At 52.6% G+C, this 18,080-nt stretch carries 19 protein-coding genes; 3 read left to right on the forward strand and 16 right to left on the reverse strand.

Annotated features, from left to right (window positions below):
- Nucleotides 1-186 precede the first annotated feature (186 nt).
- The 3 genes from HOK28_13810 to HOK28_13820 are packed head-to-tail and all read left to right on the forward strand — an operon-like array spanning nucleotide 187 to nucleotide 2,815.
- Nucleotides 187-759, forward strand: coding sequence for a hypothetical protein (locus HOK28_13810; GenBank protein MBT6434169.1), 573 nt, complete (start codon nucleotides 187-189; stop codon nucleotides 757-759).
- Nucleotides 756-2,363, forward strand: a complete 1,608-nt coding sequence (locus tag HOK28_13815) for a hypothetical protein (GenBank protein ID MBT6434170.1) — start codon at nucleotides 756-758, stop codon at nucleotides 2,361-2,363. Before HOK28_13810 ends, HOK28_13815 begins: the two co-directional genes overlap by 4 nt.
- A complete protein-coding gene (locus HOK28_13820) occupies nucleotides 2,360-2,815 on the forward strand; it encodes a hypothetical protein (protein ID MBT6434171.1) in 456 nt (151 codons plus the stop codon). Before HOK28_13815 ends, HOK28_13820 begins: the two co-directional genes overlap by 4 nt.
- Here HOK28_13820 and HOK28_13825 read toward each other — a convergent pair.
- From HOK28_13825 to HOK28_13900, 16 genes are all read right to left on the reverse strand, one after another.
- Nucleotides 2,812-3,327 (reverse strand): gamma carbonic anhydrase family protein, encoded by a 516-nt coding sequence (locus HOK28_13825; protein MBT6434172.1) that lies wholly within the window; start codon nucleotides 3,325-3,327, stop codon nucleotides 2,812-2,814. The genes HOK28_13820 and HOK28_13825 overlap by 4 nt on opposite strands.
- Entirely contained in the window at nucleotides 3,324-5,258 is a 1,935-nt protein-coding gene (locus tag HOK28_13830; protein ID MBT6434173.1) for a hypothetical protein, read from the reverse strand. Before HOK28_13830 ends, HOK28_13825 begins: the two co-directional genes overlap by 4 nt.
- Nucleotides 5,255-5,830, reverse strand: coding sequence for a hypothetical protein (locus HOK28_13835; protein ID MBT6434174.1), 576 nt, complete (start codon nucleotides 5,828-5,830; stop codon nucleotides 5,255-5,257). Before HOK28_13835 ends, HOK28_13830 begins: the two co-directional genes overlap by 4 nt.
- A 28-nt stretch (nucleotides 5,831-5,858) precedes the next feature.
- Nucleotides 5,859-7,121 (reverse strand): class I SAM-dependent RNA methyltransferase, encoded by a 1,263-nt coding sequence (locus tag HOK28_13840; GenBank protein MBT6434175.1) that lies wholly within the window; start codon nucleotides 7,119-7,121, stop codon nucleotides 5,859-5,861.
- A 15-nt stretch (nucleotides 7,122-7,136) separates the two neighbouring features.
- Entirely contained in the window at nucleotides 7,137-7,913 is a 777-nt protein-coding gene (locus HOK28_13845) for an SAM-dependent chlorinase/fluorinase (protein MBT6434176.1), read from the reverse strand.
- A gap of 5 nt (nucleotides 7,914-7,918) precedes the next feature.
- Nucleotides 7,919-9,109, reverse strand: coding sequence for a CoA transferase (locus tag HOK28_13850; protein MBT6434177.1), 1,191 nt, complete (start codon nucleotides 9,107-9,109; stop codon nucleotides 7,919-7,921).
- A gap of 40 nt (nucleotides 9,110-9,149) precedes the next feature.
- On the reverse strand, nucleotides 9,150-9,482 hold the full coding sequence (locus HOK28_13855; GenBank protein MBT6434178.1) for an SCP2 sterol-binding domain-containing protein: 333 nt from the start codon (nucleotides 9,480-9,482) through the stop codon (nucleotides 9,150-9,152).
- Between the two features lie 95 nt (nucleotides 9,483-9,577).
- Nucleotides 9,578-10,252 carry a (d)CMP kinase gene (locus HOK28_13860; GenBank protein ID MBT6434179.1) on the reverse strand — a complete coding sequence of 225 codons (675 nt, stop codon included), beginning with the start codon at nucleotides 10,250-10,252 and terminating at the stop codon, nucleotides 9,578-9,580.
- Nucleotides 10,253-10,283: 31 nt separating this feature from the next.
- On the reverse strand, nucleotides 10,284-11,633 hold the full coding sequence (gene aroA, locus HOK28_13865) for a 3-phosphoshikimate 1-carboxyvinyltransferase (GenBank protein ID MBT6434180.1): 1,350 nt from the start codon (nucleotides 11,631-11,633) through the stop codon (nucleotides 10,284-10,286).
- The gene (locus HOK28_13870) at nucleotides 11,634-12,722 is read right to left on the reverse strand and encodes a histidinol-phosphate transaminase (GenBank protein MBT6434181.1); all 1,089 of its coding nucleotides are present in this window, start codon (nucleotides 12,720-12,722) and stop codon (nucleotides 11,634-11,636) included.
- A gap of 19 nt (nucleotides 12,723-12,741) precedes the next feature.
- Nucleotides 12,742-13,872, reverse strand: a complete 1,131-nt coding sequence (pheA, locus tag HOK28_13875; protein ID MBT6434182.1) for a prephenate dehydratase — start codon at nucleotides 13,870-13,872, stop codon at nucleotides 12,742-12,744.
- Nucleotides 13,873-13,938: 66 nt separating this feature from the next.
- Complete coding sequence (miaA, locus tag HOK28_13880) at nucleotides 13,939-14,865, reverse strand: tRNA (adenosine(37)-N6)-dimethylallyltransferase MiaA (protein ID MBT6434183.1); 927 nt, start codon at nucleotides 14,863-14,865, stop codon at nucleotides 13,939-13,941.
- Nucleotides 14,862-15,575 (reverse strand): single-stranded DNA-binding protein, encoded by a 714-nt coding sequence (locus HOK28_13885; protein ID MBT6434184.1) that lies wholly within the window; start codon nucleotides 15,573-15,575, stop codon nucleotides 14,862-14,864. Before HOK28_13885 ends, miaA begins: the two co-directional genes overlap by 4 nt.
- Nucleotides 15,576-15,584: 9 nt before the next feature.
- Nucleotides 15,585-16,010: a 3-hydroxyacyl-ACP dehydratase FabZ gene (gene fabZ / locus HOK28_13890; GenBank protein MBT6434185.1), complete on the reverse strand. Its 426-nt coding sequence runs from the start codon at nucleotides 16,008-16,010 to the stop codon at nucleotides 15,585-15,587.
- A 20-nt stretch (nucleotides 16,011-16,030) separates the two neighbouring features.
- Nucleotides 16,031-16,756, reverse strand: a complete 726-nt coding sequence (gene fabG / locus HOK28_13895; GenBank protein MBT6434186.1) for a 3-oxoacyl-ACP reductase FabG — start codon at nucleotides 16,754-16,756, stop codon at nucleotides 16,031-16,033.
- Nucleotides 16,757-16,836: 80 nt separating this feature from the next.
- A complete protein-coding gene (locus HOK28_13900; protein MBT6434187.1) occupies nucleotides 16,837-18,066 on the reverse strand; it encodes a patatin-like phospholipase family protein in 1,230 nt (409 codons plus the stop codon).
- Between the last annotated feature and the right edge of the window lie 14 nt (nucleotides 18,067-18,080).

Raw genomic sequence — 18,080 nt, forward strand, 5'->3', positions numbered from 1 at the left:
CCGCACCAAAACCGCCCATGACCTAGGCGTCGATCCTCGCACAATTTTTCGCCATCTTGAGAAAGACGACTAAGCTAGGCCTCTACGCACCGTGACATAAATGTCCGGATAGCGCTGAATGGAATGCTTCGTTGGTCCGTCAAAACCTCGTCATTACAACTACTTTGGGGAATACTGGATTCTGGAATGAGATTTGCTTTTAGACGTTTGATGTCAGCGCTCTACGTATCAACCGCAATCTCCGTCCTCTTGTCTGGAAACTCGGGGTGTCTTGTTCCGCCTCCTATCCCAGAAACGCCAGTGAGCCAGAACAGCGCTCCACGAATAGACATTAACAAGCTAGACCCACATCCCGTCCAAGGGCCAGTAACCATGAGCACGGCTTGTACATCCTATACATTTCGCGTTCAGCTGAGCGACCCTGATTATGATGACACCCTCTATTGGCGAGTATTTGCGGATTACCACCGCGACTGGTTTCAAGAGAGCTTGGTACAGCCGGCACCCGCGGATCCAAGCTCACCGGGAAGCCAGCAGATTAGCTTCGTCATTTACCCCAACGATCCAAGATTCTTTCAGGCTCCAGGAGCCACGGGGATTCACACCGTTGAAGTGCTGGTTAGTGATCGCCCATTCGACGATGAGAGCTTTCCGCCAGGAAGAGATGTCTATCCTGATAGTGACGGGTTTATAGACAGCTTTGTCTGGCCCGTGGAAATCGTGGACGACACTCTGCCTTGCGAGGAGTCGACGCCGTGAAACACCTAATATTTCTCGTAACAGTTCTTTTTCTGGGCGGATGCAGCTTAGCAGAGCTTTCCATGTTTTCGTCCAACCAAGATTGCTCCAGTACCTATGATTGCTCGCCCGGTGATGTCTGTCATTTTGGTGCCTGTGTCGCCCCAGGTGGTGAAGCTGGTGAAATCTTAATGGTTCTGGAGCCATCACCTTATTCAGGCTACCCAGCCCAAGCAGACTCAGGTGGCGAACGCAATGCTGTCGCAGGCATCTATCACGACCTCACGCTGACGGGCGGAAGCCGCGTCATAGGGAAAGTGGCTGTCGCTTCCGGGGGCTCGCGCACCGGTACACTCAGTATAACAAGCGAAGAAAGTATTTTAGGGCTCTCCGATACCCAGTCTCTTCATTCAGGCGTTGATGGTTTCGTCGTCGACCTACTGCCGGGCACTTACACATTTAGCTTCGTGCCTGATGATGCAGATTTCAGGCCTCCGGTCATCTGGGCAGCGATCGATGTCCCGCAGGAGGGAATCTCTGATTTGGTGTTTCCATATCCAGAAGATTTAGGACTGGTTGCAGCGACTGGACAACTTGTATTTACGCAGCAACTGCTGAGCCCGATAGTAGGCGCAGTGGTTCAAGGCGAATATACAACCGCCTCTGGTTTAACCGCGTACAGCAGCCCTGCCCTAACAGACGAAGATGGTCACTACGACATCGTATTCCCTGGACCTGCCGAGACTTACCGTCTGAAGATTAGTCCTGGAGAGAACTACTTTATCCCGGAAACAACCATCCCAGACCTCAATGTCTCTGAGGACAGCCTGATAGACTTAGACATTTTACCCAACGCCCAAAGCTTTACCGTAGAAACAACGCAGGCCGACGGAAGCCTCGTCCCTGGCACAACCCTCTACTTTCAGGGTGTCATTCAAGAATACGCTTATGAACTCGTGTCTTTCGAGTTTGCGGTACAAACCGGCGCCCAAGGAAACTCTGTCATTAACCTCTTGCCCGGACTCTATACGGTCACCGCTATCCCGCCTCGGGCCAGTGATGCCAGCGTGACGGTACGAGAACTGTGTATCGCTGGAGCCGAGCCAGACAACAGCCTTTGTTTTGTACCCGACGTTGCTCAGGGAGAGACACTCAGCTTGGCATTGAGCTCTAAGTCACTGTTTTCCGGTAGAGTTTATTCCGACAGACAAGAGATTGTGCCCAATGCCAGGGTAACGCTGCACACCAAAATCAACGGCCAGAGGCTTGAAGCGTTGACCAATACCGACGACCAAGGATTCTTTGAACTCAGGGTTGATGGTTGCCCAGATATTGAATCTGTCTACACACTTGATGTGCTTCCCCCAAACAAATTGGCTCTGCCGTGGCACCGTGAGGATTTCAGTGGCGATATATTTGGATCCATTCGGTCCGTGATCTTGCCCACTCCCGCACTTCTTGCGGGTGGACTGCGTGCAGAATCGGGAGTTCCTGTTGAAAATGTCGCGATTTCAGTCTACTCGGTTTCCACAGACACCAATTCAAGCCCAAGGCTTATCGGTGTCGGGACTAGTACGACCGGCGGCGAGTTTTTAATAGCGCTGCCAGCACAGGAAAACGAATGACTGAGAAATCCCCAAAGGCACGCAAACTCATTTATGTAGTTTTTGGCTCCACGATGATTTACCTCATTTGGTGCGTCATCATCGGCATGGGCGTAGCACTTTATGAATCTTCACCCAGCGCCGAAGCACCTCGGTCACGAGCGACGTTTAACCAATGTATGCGACAGATCGTGATGTTGAGTGATGAAGTTGAGCACGCACGCTACGCTGCCAAGCAAGGCGGAGCCAGTGTCTGGATAAAGTGGGAAAGCGAATCTTACACGCCTCGCCTATCAGCGATTAAGCGTGGATGTGATCAGCTCGGTGATATCGGCATGGAAGCGGCCTTGGACTCCCTCGATAAGAAGTATCAAGGCGCAAAAGTAACGGCGGCAACTTACAAAGTTCCCAGCGGTGAATCTCTGCCTCAAACAATTCGCGACATGACTCGAAAAGCGGGCGAAACTCCCTAATCAAATAATTTAGCGTGGGCCTGAGCGTTCTCAACGTAGTGCTGAGCGCTTTCTCGGTGAGCAGCCAATGCCTCGGGCCCGAGTTCCTTGATGACGCGAGCCGGTGACCCCAGGGCCATCGTCCCGGCCGGGATAACCTTGCCCGGCGCCACCAGAGCACCTGCTCCAACGAGAGCCCCTTTTTCAACCACGGCACCGTCAAGCACAATGGCTCCCATCCCGATGAGAACATCATCCTCAATGGTACAGCCGTGCAATATCGCGCGATGGCCAACGGTTACCCGTGAGCCTATTCGGGTATTGAAACGCTCTCCAGTGATATGGATGGTCGTAAGGTCCTGAATATTTGTCTCATCGCCGATAACAATCGTGCCAACGTCTCCGCGAACCACACAGCCATACCAGATGCTGGACCTATCCCCGATGGTGACCCGGCCGATAACTTTTGCGTCGTCTGCAACGAACACATCCTCACCGATATCCGGGTCGACCCCATCGAAGGAAAGAATCATACCGCACTGCCGCGTAAACGAATGCGCCAAACAGCAAGTAAGCCAAGCATCAAGAATAGGATACCCATGCCACTGTTGGTGTAGGGCCCACTGGCACAGCCACTCTTTTCACGGCATTCAAGGTCGCAGAAACAATCGCTTTCGCAGCCAAATGTTGTGTCGCATACGCAGGTATCGCCGCTGCAAGACTCTTCGATGCATTCAACATCGCACGCACAATTATCGTCGCACGCGTAGGTCTTATCACAAGCGCAAGGTACGCATTCTACATCACACTGGCAGAAGGTGCATCCGTCACCCGCAAAGTTACACGAATAAGTGGTGTCACAAGAGCACCCCGAAGTTGAACCTCCATCAGTACCACCTGATGTTCCACCGCCAGTACCAGACCCATTCCCGGTGTCTGTTCCGTCTCCCCCGGTGCCACCAGAGCCATCGGTTCCGCCGCCACCCGTGCTGCCATCGGTGCCGCCTACTGGCTGACAAATACCGTAGTCGACTCCTTGAAGCTCGGTGCAGGTTTGACCCGCTAGAGGGCAATCAGGATTGCTTGGGTCGCACTCATAATAACACTGGCCAACAATTCCAGACCCCACGCAGACCAGTCCTTCAGAGCAGTCTGTGGCATTCCAGCAGTTTTCACCTTCGCCGGCCGAGCCAAGCTCAAAGCAAGCTCCAGAACCATCCTGAAGCGCCATGCAGCCATAGCCGCTTGGGCAGTCATCATTGCTTACGTCGCAAGAACGGTGACAAGTCGGCGTTTCTCCTGCACCATCCGACACACAAACAAATCCATCGATGCAGACGCCACCTGTGGCATTACAGTCTTGGCCGGGACCAGCAGATTCTAAACAATAACCCTGGGGGCCGCTTCCTGATGGTTCATCAAAGCCGATGCATCGGTAACTATCCGGGCAGCCGGTATTCGAAGCATTTGGATTACACTCATAGAAACATACGCCGTCGCCTGTATTCGGGTCGCCGAGACAGATTGCACCCTCCTGGCAAACGCTTGCACAAGGCTCGCCCGGTGCAGGCAGACCCTCGCGCACGCAGTAATCAGTTCCGCCCACGTTTTCACATTCGTAACCGCTTGGACAATCGCCGCAGGTTTGAGAGCAGTAAGAAACGCCCTCATAGTTGATGCATGAAAAGCCACTGGCGCAATCGCTGTTGTTGTCACATGAAGAGCCCAGCTGGCCTGGTTGCCCAGGGTACAAAGCACAAAGCCCGTTGATGTCATCTTGTTGAGGGTAACCATAAGAATCGTCACCTGTGGCAGCCATAACCGCCGCACATGAATTAGAGCAGCCGCTGTAAACGCCAAGGCACGGATGCCCAAGCCCAAGGGCGTGGCCCATTTCGTGAAGCACGGTTGCACGTAGCTGAGAGTAACCCTGGCCGTTGAAGCCGTTGATAATGATATCAGCATCCGAAAAAGAGCGGTTGTCACAATTCCAGCCGCCGTAGGGAGCCAAGGTTACACCTAGGGTACCACCGGCTCCTGAACCCGTTACTTGGATCCACTCTTGAGTCCCTGTGATCATATAGAGTGCCTGCGAGCTAGAGTTGGTTCCCCAAACTGCATCGTTATTAGCTGCAATCGTGCCCGAGATGTTTAGAATCGCGCTTGAACAAGAGATCTGACTCCAGGCATCTGCACCGTATTGAGCGATGTCGACGAACTGACTGCCGCTGACCGTGTTGTTACCCTGGTTTTCAACAACCATATTCAAGAGGCCACTCTGCCACTTAGGTGCAGCGTTGGCTGAGCAACCGCAGTTGCCGCCATTGTCATAGTCACCCTGAGGGCAGTTGTTGTTATCGTATCCTGTTACGGTATAGCCGCAGCCAAGAAACTCATAAGCACTGGCCTGAAATGGCACCAGCATCATCACCGCTAAGACATATGCGAATATCGACTTTTTCATTTCGTACCTCCTGCGCGAGCAGAGAGAGCACGAACGCGCTCGATAAAGGAGTCCAGGGTTTCTGGGTCTGGGAATTTGTGATTCGCCGACTGGTAGCCGCCCTTACCATCTGGTTCCACACGGTGAACATCACCAAATTCGGGCAGCACAAACGTATCACCGCTGTGCTTCATGACCATGTACTTGCCAAGGCCCATGCCGTAGCTAACAATCATGTCCCGAAACCGTACACCAAATAATATGAATTCTTCACCCTTACGAAACTTCAGTGCCCCGCTCACATGGAGCGTTTGCCCGTCCAGCGTTCCACCCACTTGGTAGATGGTAACAATATCGTTCTTCTTGAGGCCCTTTACTTCGGTCAGCACTTCGACTGCCGTTAGGGTCAGTATCCGGTCGGATCCAGCTTCCTGGACGACCTGCTGGGCTTCAACCCGACCATGAACAATCACGGTGGATTCTTTGGCCATTTGTTCCAACGGAACGTTTATCACTGTGGTAGCTTGAGCCATACTGGCCCATAAGAATACGGCGAGAAATAGTAACTTCCCACTTACAAAAAACGACTTCATGTCTAACCTATCCTGTGTTCGCTTGAACCTAACGTTCAAGTACTGCCAAGACCTCGACATGTGGTGTGCCTGGAAACATATCAAAACCGGTTAAGGTCACCAGGCTGTAACCACCTTCTTTTAAGATAGCCACATCCCGAGCAAGCGTTGCCGGGTCACAAGACACATACACGATTCGAGCCGGTCCACTGCCTGGGCGTGCAGCTTCCCTTGCAACCTCCCGCGCCCCAGAGCGCGGTGGGTCTAGCAACAGAGTATCAAACTCTGACATTCTCTCAACCGCGTCCGCGTCCCGAATGCAAGTGTTTTCTAATGCGATCGGTATACGAGCAGCATTGCGCTCCGACTGAATCGATGAGTTTGGGTTGATTTCGAAGGCGCTAACATCCGCCCCCATGACCGCCAGCGGTAAAGAGAAATTACCAATTCCGGCATGCATTTCCATGACTTTCGGGCCCTTCATAGGATTAATCGAGCTTACGACTCGCCTAACCAGCTCGTCATTCATCGCTGGGTTGGCCTGGGTAAACGTCCCGGTTTCGAATGACAAATCGTAGTCACCCACTGTCTGATCGTAATTCAATTCACAATTGCCAAAACGGCTGATTGAGTCGCCCTTTGCAATCTCGATTCCTAAAATCCCCGCCTCGTCCATCCAAGTCGTCGATTTGCGGAAGAATGCTGGGTCACCCTGGATAATCAGCCGCAATGCGCCGCGCTTGCTTTTTCTTGACCACACGGCCTCAACCTCCTCTAAGCCTACTTCCCGGGGGATTCGATGAATCGCCGGCACAACACGCGTTATGTATTTATCAAGCTCAGGCCACAACACGGGGCAGCCCGCATGGGGAACCACATCATTGCTACGTCGGGCGTGGAATCCAATTCTCCAGCTCTCTCCCGACCAATGAGCGTGCATGCGAACACGATGCCTGTAGTGCCAAGCGGACTGAGCGCCCACAAAGTCGAAAGACTCCGGGATATCCACTTTCGCGATCCGTGTTAGAGCACTGATAATACGGTCTTTTTTAACAATCGACTGACCATCCAAGCTAAGCGATTTTAAGGAACATCCACCACACTTATCGATGCCACAACGGCTCACGACGCGATTCGGTGACGGCACCACCAAGTCGGTCATTCGACCATGCTGAACTTTTTTCTTCTTAACGGTTAACTCGACACGTGCGGTATCTCCTGGCAGAGCGCCGGGAACAAAAACGACTTTACCCTCGGGTGTTCGACCCACACCATCTCCCTCGTGGCTCACACCATGAATCACTATTTCCATTTAATCATTATCTCTCTACGAAATGTGCTCGACAACCAAATGGGTCGATGACCAGTCGGACTCGAGAACTGAAATAGCCGAGCCATCCCTGACGGCCAACTCCAAATAGCCGTCTGACCCAAAAAGCGCAACCAGAGTGTTGCGCGGCGCGTCACCGTAAGTATCAAAAACAGACAACTGCTTATCTTTCAGTAAGATAAGCGCATTAGCTGGAAAGTCTCTGACATGCAAATTCGTAAGGACATTGCCAAAGTTGTCGGCATGTAAGAGTGGCACCAGCGTCTGGCTGCCTGAACGTTGCGGCTTTACAAGCGAACCCTCCAGCCAATTCTCGATCGGCGTCCCAACATCATCAAGGGTGAGCCCACCGGCCAATTCGGCGGCAACGGGCGCAAAAATGTCCCGCCCATGAAATGTATTGGATACTGGCTCTCGAAAAATATGTGACTTATCGAGCACGACGGCCCGCACATCGGGCTCGTGAGCTAGTTGCCCAAACACCCCATTGTCGGGACCCACAAAAAATCGGCCACGGCTCTCTATGGCGATGGGTCGTCTCTGGGTGCCCACGCCCGGATCAACAACCATCAAGTGCACGCTGCCAGATGGAAAAATATGAGCAGTCGCCCTCAGCGATAACTCTGCTTCAAGAATCGATTGTGGGGAAATGCTGTGACTGATGTCTACAAGGTTTGCCTCAGGCAAGCTCCCCAATAGAACTGCTTTGAGTTGTGCAACATAGGTGGAGCCCAAGCCAAAATCGGTTGTTAAAGCAATGATGGGTCCTGCCACTGCCGCTAGCTCGAGCTTTCGGGGCTAAGAAGCAAAGAGCCTTCTCGGATGGCCTCATCCACAAGTTCTGAACTGATCTCAAACGATTTAAGAACGGCTCGCCCGTCGTTAAGCGCGTCGGGCCGTGTAGTCCAAGCTTCAGCCACCGGGGCTCCAAAATGACTGTTGATGCAGGTAACGCCGTCAATATCGTAAGAATCAGACCCTACAACTGGATCTTTGATGGCTTCCTCGTGGGTTAATACAGGCTCACAGCAGCAATCGACGCCATCCAGCACGCTTACCCATTCGGCCTGCGTCTTGGACTTAAACACCGCCTCAAGCTCGTCCATAACCTGCTTCGCCCCGGGACCCATGTCGAGCCCCTTCGAAGACAGATGACCGCATCCGGCGGCTTCACAAAAAGCAACGAAGAACTTTGGCTCCAATGCCCCAAGCGTCATGAACCGCCCATCACTTGTTTCGTAAACCCGGTAGCACGGCGCCCCGCCACCCAATGGCGTCGAGCCTCTGCTATCACCCATCAAGCTGGCACTGTTGGCTAAGTATCCATAGTGTCCAAACGTCAGGCAACCACGCGTCATTGAAATATCGAGATGCCTACCTTGGCCGGTTTGGCCTCGCTCCATAAGCGCAGCTAAAATAGACGAAAGACCCATCATAGAGCCTCCCGCTATATCACCTACCTGAATACCCGCCGTAACGGGCTCACGATCTGCGGGCCCAATTAGATTGAGTGCGCCTGCTCGTCCGGTGAAATTAAGGTCGTGCCCGGGCCTATCACGATGTGGGTTATCTTGGCCAAAGCCCGTAACCGAACAGATAATAAGCTTAGGATTGGTCTCAAAGAGCTTCTCGGGAGAGAGCCCCAATCGGTCCAACACACCAGGTCGAAATGTCTCAACGAGGATGTCGGCCTGTTTGACGATGTTTAAAAGTATTTTCCGGGCGGCATCTTGCTTGAGGTTCAGAGCCAAGCCGCGCTTGCCAGCATTCACGCTGGTATAAAGCGCTCCCGCGTCGCCATGCATCGGCGGCATAAAACGCGCTGGATCGCCGGTTGGTGGTTCGACCTTCACCACATCCGCACCCAAATCTTTGAGCATTCGGGTGAGCAGAGGCCCCGGTAAATGGCGAGATAAATCAACCACGACAAGGCCCTTTAAAGGCGTCATCGGACCGCTGCTAACACCCATCGTTCACTCCAGGTGGTATGTGATTGAGCTGGTAGCTCGATTAGCTTCCGAGGATTGAACCAAGTTTCATAGCCAACATCATGTCGCCTTGAACCTTAAGCTTACCTGACATGAAAGCCATCTGACCGTTAAGTTCACCATTGATGATGGCGAGGAAATCGGCTGAGTCTACTGTGATGTGGCAATCTGCTTCGCCGTCACCCGCGCTCACTGAACCGTTGCCCTCTTTGAGGTTTACAAGCCATGTACCGCCACCGTCGCCAGTGACTTCAAACTTGTAACTCGCACCAATTTGAGCTGCCAATTCAGGCTTGCTCTCAAGACGATTGGCGATATTTTCTTCGAAGACTTTGCTCACTGATTCAACAGCCATTTCATGCTCCTTAGGCAATGTGTGAATACCCGGGATAGCACCGGTCCGGAGAACGGGTCAACTGAACCCGCGCGGCGCGTCACAACTCGTTACGTTCAGGAGGCTGAACGGCCGTGAGCAACGATGGTTTCGATGACTTCTTCAATGCTCATGGAGGTACAATCGACATGAATTGCGTCTTCGGCGGGCTTGAGCGGGGCTTGGGCTCTCTCCGTGTCGCGTTTGTCTCTAGCCTCTATCTCAGCCAAGACATCAGCCAGTAGGCCTTCTTGCCCATTATCTTGCATCTGGGCCAATCTGCGCCTCGCACGCTCCTGGGCACTTGCGACCAAAAAGATTTTCACAGGCGCATCTGGGCAAACCACGGTTCCTATATCGCGTCCCTCCAAAACAGCACCGTGAGCTCCCGCCAAGTCGCGTTGAAGCTGCAGCAACCCATCACGCACGGCACCAACACTGCTCACTTTTGATGCGCCCTGCGAGATCTCAGGTGTTCGAATCGCCTGACTCACGTCGGCACCATCGATAAAAACCCGGTTTTCGCCCTGATCCATCTTAAAAGTGATGTTGAGGCCAGCCACAATGTTCGCGAGTCCCTCAGAATCTCCCCAAGACACCGAGTTCTGAACGGCGGTGTATGCAACTGCCCGATAAATCGCGCCCGTATCAACCAGCGTCAAACCAAGATTTGCCGCCACTGCCTTCGAAACGGTGCTCTTACCGGCACCCGCAGGCCCATCGATTGCTATAACAAGGTTCTTTGTTTCCATAATCGCGCTATCCTCATAACGGGTTCGAAAATCAAGCCAACTCTTCGACCGTCGCACCAAGGCCGCGAAGAACATCAACAAAGTCAGGATACGAAACCCCAGCGACGTCGAAGCCGCGCAAAATAGACTCACCCTCAGCCGCACAAGCTAAAACTGCCGCGGTCATCGCCACTCGGTGATCCGATGAAACATCTAAGGTGGCACCATGCATAGGCTTACCGCCTTGAACAACGAAGCCATCGGGGCGTTCATCGGCTTCAACACCAAACGCACGAAGAATCCGAACAGTTTCGACAACCCTGTCCGATTCCTTAACGCGCAGTTCTTTTGCGTCTTCAACAGTTGTTTGGCCCGGATATCTCGCCGCGAGTGCTCCTAAAACGACCAATTCATCAATCAAGCGCGGAATCACGGCCCCGCCAATGACCACGTCCCCGCACGGCTCTTTCCAGTTAAAAGCACCAACCTCAACGTTCCCCATGGCCTCGCCGCCTGGCGAATCAAGCATTTCAACATCAAGCGTCACGCCGAACGACTCAACGGCATCCAGCACACCGGTTCGGCTTGGGTTGAGCCCGACGTTACGCAGTGAAAGCTTGGAATCAGGAACTATCAATCCGAGCACCATCCAAAAAGCCGCGGATGAGATATCCCCAGGAACGCGAAACAACGCACCGTCTTCAAAGCCCTTGAAATGGTCCCGAGCATCTTTCGCCAAAGTCACGTGGTGCCCGCTGGCGTCTTCTACCCGCTTAACTGAAATACCCATGCCCTGAAGCATTTGTTCCGTGTGGTCGCGAGATACCGTCGGTTCGTGAACTGTGACTTCCTGACCAGACAAAAGCCCGGCGAACAAGAGGGCACTTTTCACCTGAGCGCTGGCGACCCCTTGAGTCCACTCACCGCCGCTTAGTTTTGCCGGTTCGATGACCATCGGTGGTAATTCTTTACCATCTTGCATCTCCCCTTGAATCCGCGCGCCCATCGCTCTCAATGGGTCGCAAACCCGTGCCATGGGTCGTTTACAGAGAGATTCATCACCCGTGAGCGTAGCGTTGAGGCCAGACCCAGCTAGAATTCCTGAAACCAAACGGATGGTGGTCCCACTGTTGCCGCAATCGATCACATTGTCAGACTCTTGGAGACCGCCAAGACCCACGCCTTGTACGACCCAGCCATTGGGTTGTCTTTCTATGGACACGCCCAAACTGCGGAAAAGTTCGGCTGTGGAATCGTTGTCGGCACCGGCTCCCGGGGCGTCGATGGTCGTCTTGCCACCGGATAAGGATGCAAACATGATCGATCGGTGTGTGATCGACTTATCCGCAGGGATTTGTACTTCGCCTTGAAGTCCACTTTTACCAACAATCTTTAAATCCATTTAGCCTAATACCTTTGCCATCACTTCAAGCAGCTTGTCGTTTTGCTCGGTGGTTCCCATCGTAACCCGTGCACTTGTCGCTAACCCATAGCCCGCCATCGGCCGAACAATTACACCCAATCGCAGCATTGCATCGAATACAGGTCCTACTTCACGCTTGAAATCGACCAGTACGAAGTTTGCCTGACTCGGTGTCACCACGCAGCCAAGGGCCTCTATCTGTGGAACCACACGTTCCATTTCACTTCGATTCAGTTCTTTGGTTCGGGTCAAATGGTCAACATCGTCCAGCGCTGCCATCGCACCTACTTGTGCCAATGTATTAACGTTGAACGGCTGGCGCCCCCTGTTGAGGTAATCGATGATCTCACTGTCACCTATCGCGTATCCAATACGAAGACCGGCCAAGCCGTAGCATTTTGAGAACGTTCGAGTTACCAAGACATTTTTGTGAGTCTTAAGATAAGACAACCCATCGGGGTAATCCTCGGCATCTACGTATTCGAAATAAGCCTCATCCATCACCACAAGCACCTGAGGTGGTACTTTCGCTAAGAAATCATCCAGTTCTGATTTGGTGATATACGTTCCGGTTGGGTTATTCGGGTTGGCAATAAAGACGAGCTTCGTTTTTTCATCCATCGCATCCAAAACCGCGGGTAAGTCGTAGCGCATTTCGTTGAGCGGCACCTCGCGGATTTCGGCACCAATAGCCATGGAGGCAAGCTTGTAAACAATGAAGCTACTTTGGACATAAACGATGTTGTCTTCAGGCCGCATGCAAGTGCGGATAATCATCTCCAGCAGCTCATTCGTACCATTGCCAAATAGAAGCTGGTCTTGCTCCACCTTGAGAAAATCGGCCAGCTTCTTCTTGAGATAAAAAGCGCCGCCGTCCGGGTAATCATGAAGTGATGACAAGGCAGCTTGAATCGCCGCTACCGCTTTTGGAGACGGTCCAAGTGGGTTCTCATTTGAGGCCAGCTTCACACATCCAGAGATCCCAAGTTCCCGCTCAGTCTCGCTCACAGGCTTTCCCGGGATATAAGGTTTAAGCGTAAGATAAGCGTCGTTCACAAGCTTCGACATGGTTGTAATCTCCTGGTAATCAATCTGTTGGGCGAACCACTCTCTCTTCGAGCGCGCCGCGTGGGTACGAACCGAGCACTTTCATGAAAATGCAGATCTTTTCAAGCTCTCCAATGGCTTCTTGCACCCTGGAATCGGCTCGATGGCCCACAAGATCAATAAAAAACGTATATTCCCAGGCTCTTTGCCGGGATGGACGTGATTCTATCCGCGAAAGGTTGATTCCAACCTTAGCAAAAGGTGCCAAGGCATCGAAGAGTACACCGGGCTTATCTTTGAGGCTGAACATGATGGATGTTCGGTCATCTTCACTCGGAGGCGCCATTTCCGGGCCAATCACCAAAAATCGGGTCATATTACCCTGAAGATCCTCAACACGTTCATTCGCAATGCGAAGACCATGAATCGACGCAGCCAAGTCACCGGCCACCGCTGCTGCCGAAGGATCCTCTGATGCCAGTTGCGCGGCTCGGGCCGTACTGCTTACATCGATAAGCGGCACACCTGGCAGGTTTCTCTCCAGCCAACCGCGGCATTGCGCCAAGGCTTGCGGGTGCGAATAGACCTTCGTGATGCCGTGGGACTCACCGGTTACCGTCAAGATATGGTGGCTAACGGGTAGCAGAATCTCTGCACAGATAGTTAAACTGCTGCCCATGAAAGCATCGAGAGTATGGTTCACCACTCCTTCTGTAGAGTTTTCAATCGGAACAACGCCATAACCACAGCGCTCACGTTCAACATCACTGAAAACGTCCGGAATTGCCTGCTTCGGCATCAGTTGCGCACTGAGGCCAAAATGCCTCTTCGTCGCAGCATGGCTAAAAGTTCCTTCGGGTCCTAAAAAGGCAACTTTAAGCGGACTCTCAAGAGCTAAGCAGGCGCTGATAATCTCTTTGTAGATGAGCTTTAAGCCAGCCGGCGGCAATGGCCCTGGATTGCTGTCAAGAAGCCGAGACAGTAAAGCTCGCTCGCGCTCCGGAACATACATCTTCTGAGAGCGCTGAATCTTAATATCACCAATTTCACGCGCCAATTGAGCACGCTTATTGAGAAGTTCAATGACGTCGTTATCAACGCTATCAATCAGCCCACGTAAACCCGCTAACGGATCCGCTTCTTGGTTACCACCATCGTTGTTCTTAGCCATGCTTACCCACCTTTGCCGCAGAGCGTTAAAACAAGCTGTATCCTGACAAATTGTCAATAGGCACTGCTAGCTTTTTAGCTGAGACTGTATCAATTCCATCGTGTTCTCTAATGTCGTTACTTCGAGGCCTGTTAGTTTTTTCTCTTTGCGTAACCAAGTTCGTTGCCGGCGAGCATAGGCCCAAGTGCTTTTCCAAATGCGCTCAGATAACTCAGGTTCGTCGAATGCGCCCTGAATGTACTGCACGACCTCTCGGTAACCAACGGCCCTCATAGCCTGGCAGTCAGGCTCGACCCCCTGGTCGAGGAGCCGGCGTACCTCATCCACAAAACCTTGCCCAAGCATGAGATCAACGCGCTCTCGAATCCGGAGCCGCAGCTGCTCTGCTGGCCACTGGAGCCAAAAAGCGAGCATCGACACTTCCTCATCTTTAAAGCCGTGCTCTTTCTTCACAACACTTGCTTTTTTTCCGGTCATTTCGAAAATTTCGAGCGCGCGGATTTGATGTCGGACGTTGTTTTTTGCAATTGCCGCTACACTCTCAGGATCCACTTCTTGAAGACGCCGAACAACCACCCCCGGTTCCTGCGCTTCCCGCTCTTCCCACTCCGAACGAAACGCTGCATCCGCCGCCGGTACATCAATAACGCCCCAACGCAGCACTCGAAAATAGAGACCTGTCCCCCCGCACAAAATCGGGTGGTGGCCGCGAGTCCGGATCTCGGAAATCAAACGCGTGGTATCCTCCCGAAAACGTTGGGAGTCGTAAGTCTCTTGCCAATCCGCAACATCGACCAAATGATGGGGAACCTCTTTCTGCTCGGCAAGGGTCGCCTTAGCTGAGCCCACGTCAAAACCGCGGTAAACTTGGACCGAGTCGCAACTTATAATTTCGCCGCCCAGTTGCTTAGCGAGCGCAAAGGCTACGGAGCTCTTGCCAGACCCAGTAGGTCCCACAATGGCCAGAGTTGGTAATGTACTTGAATCACTCACGGCAGTTCCACACCCAGCGCTTCCAATTGCTTCTGAGCCGCGGGCGCCCAGCCTCGATTCGCCACAGGGCTTGCCGGGCTTGGATGAAGAATTCGCCCGATTTTAAGATTCATGTCGCCCAGCACGGCTTTAGCCTTTTTCTCAGCATACGCGCCAACGCCAATCACCCACTCGGGTTTGTAGTAACGAACCATCTCAGTCAGGGCCCAATCACAAGCCTCATTCACCGGCTGTATTTCGCTGGCTGGAAGCTTATCAGGGGTTCGGTTTTTGCCACTCTCCTCCATAAAAACAAGCGGACAATAATTCACCACCATAAACGATTCGAAAAACTTATCGGCCGTCCCAAAACGCTCTTTTGCCCAGCCCCAAAGCCGCGCACCACTGACTTCACTGCGCGTGCAATCAAAACCCTGCACGATGCGTTTAGGGTGCTCATGTTGAGGCTTGCCCACTTTTGCAGCCAGCCCCATCCAATCTCGGGCTATGCTCACTTCGCCAAAAGGAACACCTGTCTGCGCCATTCCCCACGGACCGGGATTCATGCCAAGCATCAAATAGCGTTTCTTACCCTTACCGTAGCGCGTAAGGTATTTATTGTGGGATTGGCGCGCATAAACCAACGGATTGTAGACATGCGTAACGGGTTCAGCAAACCTAAGGCCATCGAGCCTTTTGCAAAGCTCAGTTGTAATATTTTTGGGTGTCACCCTAAGCTCCTAATCCTGGTCAATGGGTTGTAGAGAACCGGAAAGCTCGGCTTCAGCCACCTTCTTTTCATCCACCCATGCTTCGCATTGAGCTTTATAGATGCCCATCTTTTTTCCCAGCACATCCAACACAAACGTGACCTTCTCGTCTGGTAGAACTGGCTTTCGAAATTTGGCACTTTTGATTCCAGCCAGGAGCATTTTGTGGGGGCCGTATTGATAGAGTTGCGTATAGGCCATGAGCTGAGCCATGGCCTCGACAAGATAGACACCCGGCACAATCGGGTCACCAGGGAAATGACCCTTAAAGAACTCTTCATCGGAATTAAATATGCGAGTGGCCACGGCGCGTTCGGGTGTTACCTCAATGACCTCATCAAGCAAGAGCATAGGCGCTCTGTGCGGCAAAATATCTTCGGGTAGTGGCAGCTTCATATCGGTTCCCAACACCGGACTTAGGTGTACAGGCCCCCGTTTACACCAATAACCTGCCCAGTAACATAGCCTGCGCCAGCTGAAGCGAGAAAAGAAACCACACTGGCTACATCTTCCGGCGTCCCGAGGCGACCCGCAGGAATCATTTTCGCCATTTCATCAGCGTCGATCCCTTTAGACATATCTGTATCGATAAAACCGGGCGACACCGCATTCACAGTAATTCCGCGCTTTGCAACTTCCAGTGCCAAGGCCTTCGTGGCGCCGATTATCCCAGCCTTACTGGCTGCATAATTTACCTGACCAGGATTCCCGCGTTCTCCTGAAACGGACGTTATATTAATAATGCGACCTGCTCTCTCTTTTAGCATTTTGCGAATCACTGGCTGGGTAAGCGCAAAGAACCCACCGAGGTTCACGTCGATCACGTCCTGCCAACCGCTTCGTTTCATTCGAGCAAAAAGCCCATCGCGTGTAACACCTGCGTTATTGACGAGAACATGCGGCACGCCGTCTTCCTCAAGCATGTCCTTCACGGCGGCATCGGCTTCTTCAGCATCACCCACGTTAAAGGCCACGGCTCGAGCTGCCTGACCCTTGCCTTGAATCATGGCGACAACCGCATCTGCCTTCTCTTTGTTGCTTTGGTAGGTAATGGTAACATCGTACCCGTCATCGGCCAGCTGCAATGCTATTGCGCATCCAATGCCTCGGCTGCCCCCCGTAACCCATGCTCTTAAAGCCATTGAATCCTCACTCATCAATAAAAACACCGCTTACTCGCAGCGCATGGCCCAGCTGGCCCACTTCAACTGTTTAGGATGAATCAGTCTTTGAAGAACTCAATCAACTCTTTGCGGGAAGCGTCCGCATCTGCTTTACCGAGTTCAATCATAGCCGTAGCGAGCCGGCCATCAAACATCAAATAGCTCAGTAAATCCGATTCCCCGAGTGCCTCTGCATCAGACATGAAGTCGAAGAGTAAACCAGAGACGCCTCCGAGTTTCTCCGTAAAGACATCGATAAACTCGTGAGCCATCGCACCCAAATCTCTCGAAGGCCGAATCACCACTGTACCAACTTCGCGATATCGGGCGCCGCGCATCTTCACGGCCGATGTATTGATTTGGTCCACGAACGAGTCGCCATAGACCCTCTGGCCATCCTGTAAGAGCATATTGAAGCCCTCCAGGCGCTTAAGGTCGTACTCAAGCCGGTCAAGCATGATACTGTCGGCCATCTTACCCATCAAAAACATTGGGCCTGGGTAAGATTCACTGCCGCCTTCCATATGCTCAAGCGGCTGAGTCGGCGGATCTTCACCGCGAAGACCGACCACCAAAACTCTATCAGCGCCTAAACGCAGCGCCGGGGATAACGGTGTATTCTGCCGGACACCGCCATCGCAGTAGTAGGAACCATTGATATTAATTGCTGGGAACAAAATCGGGATCGCTGCGGATGCCAATGCATGCTGCGGCGTGATTCGCGTAGCGGTCGCAATCGTCCTTGGATCACGAGACCACGATGGTAAACCACCATCGGCCCGGTCGACAAAAATCGTCGACTTACCACTTTTGACATGGGTTGCACTTAAGGCCAGTGCCTCAACCACGCTGGATCGCACATTGTATCGAACCTGCGCCCACGGCATATCTCGAACGACGAGATCTTGGAGAGCGCGGGAATTAAGCAATAGACCCTTGCGTTGAGGGCTTCCACTGAAAAGCTTCTTGAACTCGAATGGCAACTTTACCATGTCCCGAGCACGTAGCTTGAGCATGTTCTCGATTCGCATTTCGCGCCAAGAGTCTACGAGTCGCTCAATATCAAAACCATCAATGTGGGCCGAGCCAGCCAAAAAACAAGCATGAATAGCTCCTACAGAACTACCACATATAATATTGATATCCCCTGGTTTAATAAGACCGCGAGGTAATTCCTGACAGATGTAGGAAAGGACACCAACCTCGTAGGCGCCGCGGGCACCCCCGCCGGCCAGAACGATTCCCCTCTTCGGTTTGTCGCGTTTTGCAGCACTATCGATATTTGTCATATTTTTCTATTGTC

Source organism: Deltaproteobacteria bacterium (assembly GCA_018668695.1).
GTDB lineage: Bacteria > Myxococcota > XYA12-FULL-58-9 > XYA12-FULL-58-9 > JABJBS01 > JABJBS01.